Annotated in this window: 1 rRNA gene; it reads right to left on the bottom strand. The window is 56.3% G+C overall.

The window, feature by feature from the left end:
- Positions 1-31: 31 nt before the first annotated feature.
- Positions 32-2,503 (bottom strand): 23S ribosomal RNA (locus ACFWBN_RS39755); the annotation flags it as partial.

Genomic DNA, 2,503 nt, shown 5'->3' with positions numbered 1-2,503 from the left:
TTCAGAACTAACACAGTGGACGCGAGCAACTGAGGACAAGCCCTCGGCCTATTAGTACCAGTCAGCTTCACCCGTTACCGGGCTTCCACATCTGGCCTATCAACCCAGTCGTCTACTGGGAGCCTTACCCTCTCAAGGAGGTGGGAATACTCATCTTGAAGCAGGCTTCCCGCTTAGATGCTTTCAGCGGTTATCCCTCCCGAACGTAGCCAACCAGCCATGCCCTTGGCAGGACAACTGGCACACCAGAGGTTCGTCCGTCCCGGTCCTCTCGTACTAGGGACAGCCCTTCTCAATATTCCTACGCGCACAGCGGATAGGGACCGAACTGTCTCACGACGTTCTAAACCCAGCTCGCGTACCGCTTTAATGGGCGAACAGCCCAACCCTTGGGACCGACTCCAGCCCCAGGATGCGACGAGCCGACATCGAGGTGCCAAACCATCCCGTCGATATGGACTCTTGGGGAAGATCAGCCTGTTATCCCCGGGGTACCTTTTATCCGTTGAGCGACGGCGCTTCCACAAGCCACCGCCGGATCACTAGTCCCGACTTTCGTCCCTGCTCGACCCGTCGGTCTCACAGTCAAGCTCCCTTGTGCACTTACACTCAACACCTGATTGCCAACCAGGCTGAGGGAACCTTTGGGCGCCTCCGTTACCCTTTGGGAGGCAACCGCCCCAGTTAAACTACCCATCAGACACTGTCCCTGATCCGGATCACGGACCGAGGTTAGACATCCAGCACGACCAGAGTGGTATTTCAACGACGACTCCACCCCAACTGGCGTTGGGGTTTCAAAGTCTCCCACCTATCCTACACAAGCCGAACCGAACACCAATATCAAACTGTAGTAAAGGTCCCGGGGTCTTTCCGTCCTGCTGCGCGAAACGAGCATCTTTACTCGTAGTGCAATTTCACCGGGCCTATGGTTGAGACAGTCGAGAAGTCGTTACGCCATTCGTGCAGGTCGGAACTTACCCGACAAGGAATTTCGCTACCTTAGGATGGTTATAGTTACCACCGCCGTTTACTGGCGCTTAAGTTCTCAGCTTCGCCACACCGAAATGTGACTAACCGGTCCCCTTAACGTTCCAGCACCGGGCAGGCGTCAGTCCGTATACATCGCCTTACGGCTTCGCACGGACCTGTGTTTTTAGTAAACAGTCGCTTCTCGCTGGTCTCTGCGGCCACCCCCAGCTCACGGAGTAAATCCGATCACCAGTGATGGCCCCCCTTCTCCCGAAGTTACGGGGGCATTTTGCCGAGTTCCTTAACCATAGTTCACCCGAACGCCTCGGTATTCTCTACCTGACCACCTGAGTCGGTTTAGGGTACGGGCCGCCATGAAACTCGCTAGAGGCTTTTCTCGACAGCATAGGATCATCCACTTCACCACAATCGGCTCGGCATCAGGTCTCAGCCTTAATGAGGGACGGATTTGCCTACCCCTCGGCCTACACCCTTACCCCGGGACAACCACCGCCCGGGCTGGACTACCTTCCTGCGTCACCCCATCGCTTACCTACTACAAGTCTGGTTCGTCGGCTCCACCACTTTCCTTTCCCCGAAGGGTCCGGAACGGCTTCACGGACTTAGCATCGCCTGATTCGATATTGGGCGTTTCAAAGCGGGTACCGGAATATCAACCGGTTGTCCATCGACTACGCCTGTCGGCCTCGCCTTAGGTCCCGACTTACCCTGGGCAGATCAGCTTGACCCAGGAACCCTTAGTCAATCGGCGCACACGTTTCTCACGTGTGTATCGCTACTCATGCCTGCATTCTCACTCGTGAACCGTCCACAACTAGCTTCCGCTGCTGCTTCACCCGGCACACGACGCTCCCCTACCCATCACAGCGGGCGTTGGCCCTATTGCTGCAATGACACGACTTCGGCGGTACGCTTGAGCCCCGCTACATTGTCGGCGCGGAATCACTTGACCAGTGAGCTATTACGCACTCTTTCAAGGGTGGCTGCTTCTAAGCCAACCTCCTGGTTGTCTCTGCGACTCCACATCCTTTCCCACTTAGCGTACGCTTAGGGGCCTTAGTCGATGCTCTGGGCTGTTTCCCTCTCGACCATGGAGCTTATCCCCCACAGTCTCACTGCCGTGCTCTCACTTACCGGCATTCGGAGTTTGGCTAAGGTCAGTAACCCGGTAGGGCCCATCGCCTATCCAGTGCTCTACCTCCGGCAAGAAACACACGACGCTGCACCTAAATGCATTTCGGGGAGAACCAGCTATCACGGAGTTTGATTGGCCTTTCACCCCTAACCACAGGTCATCCCCCAGGTTTTCAACCCTGGTGGGTTCGGTCCTCCACGAAGTCTTACCTCCGCTTCAACCTGCCCATGGCTAGATCACTCCGCTTCGGGTCTAGAGCGTGCAACTCAATCGCCCTATTCGGACTCGCTTTCGCTACGGCTTCCCCACACGGGTTAACCTCGCTACACACCGCTAACTCGCAGGCTCATTCTTCAAAAGGCACGCAGTCACGAC

This window comes from Streptomyces sp. NPDC059989 (assembly GCF_042736975.1).
In the GTDB taxonomy this organism is placed as follows: Bacteria; Actinomycetota; Actinomycetes; order Streptomycetales; family Streptomycetaceae; genus Streptomyces.
This window is presented reverse-complemented; position numbering and strand designations above follow the sequence as displayed.